The organism is Frankia sp. KB5 (assembly GCF_002099325.1).
Lineage (GTDB): Bacteria > Actinomycetota > Actinomycetes > Frankiales > Frankiaceae > Frankia > Frankia casuarinae.
Window position 1 is genome coordinate 1 of sequence record NZ_MRUJ01000416.1, and the last position, 1,117, is coordinate 1,117.

The window sequence follows — 1,117 nt, forward strand, 5'->3', positions numbered from 1 at the left end:
CCGCCACGGAGAAAGCACTCGCCGCGGTGGAACGGCACTACGACCAGCGCCACCCCGACGACGAACCGACCTGGGTGTACTGGCTCGACGACAACGAGATCCAGGTCATGGCCGGCCGCTGCTACGTCGAACTCGGCCTCCCGCAACGCGCCGAACCCCTGCTGGTCGACGCGGTCGCCCGCTGCGACGAAGACCACGCCCGCGAAGCCGCCCTCTACCGCTCCTGGCTCGCCGAGGCCTACCTGCAGACAGGCGATCTCGGTAGGGCCGTCGAAGAAGCCACCCACGTCGTCCGCCTCGACGCCCGCGCAGGATCGGCCCGCACCTCCGACCGGGTCCAACACCTGCGCGCCCGCCTCGCCGCGTTCCGTGCCGATCCGGCGGTCCGCGCGTTCGAGGACCTCTATGAATCCGAAGCCGATCTACCAGGCATCCCGCGCCGCCCCGGCTGACCGGCTCGCCAGCAGCCAGCGGCACAGCGAGAACGTCGCGATCCTCCACACCGCACGCCACCCACTCCCGCCCGCCGGGGACTCATGGTGCAGGACTGCCTAGTACTGACTGGCTGGGAGGTGAGGGCACGAGGCCGGCGGCGGCTCCGATGAGCGCGACCGTCTGTTCGAGCGTGGAGTGTTCTGGGACGACCTGTTCGCCGTCCGTTCCAAGTAGATCACTGGGTAGGTACCAGCCGCGCATGTCCTCGCCGGTGAACTCAGCCGCCTGCGGCCGGGTGGCATGACGGCGCAGAGTCTCCTCCAGTGACACGTCGAGGTAGAAGACGAAGCTCGGGCCCCGATGCGCCCGAATCAGTTCTTCGAACATCGTGGCGTAGCGGGCTGCGGCGAGGATGCCCTCCAGCACGACGTGGAAGCCATGATCAAGACAGAATCGTGCGGTCTGATCTATCAGCGCCGGGGCGAAGCCGCCGGGATCGTCGCGCTCTCGCAGCACCACCCGGCGCAGGTAGTCAGCTCGACCAGCGCGACACCGCGCCCCGCTCGCGCTCGTAGCGTCCGTGCGACCGAGCTCTTACCCGCTCCCGAGTTGCCGCGGATCACCACCAGTGTGGTCGTCGCCGACTCTGCCACCGCGTTGTCCGGCACCTCCACGATGCTGC

At 68.8% G+C, this 1,117-nt stretch carries 2 pseudogenes; one reads left to right on the forward strand and one right to left on the reverse strand.

From position 1 onward, the window contains the following. Window positions 1–452, forward strand: a pseudogene (locus KBI5_RS26765) (hypothetical protein); the annotation flags it as partial. A gap of 82 nt (window positions 453–534) precedes the next feature. Here the strand turns inward: KBI5_RS26765 and KBI5_RS24925 are convergent. Next, window positions 535–1,055: pseudogene (locus KBI5_RS24925) on the reverse strand (kinase). Window positions 1,056–1,117 lie beyond the last annotated feature (62 nt).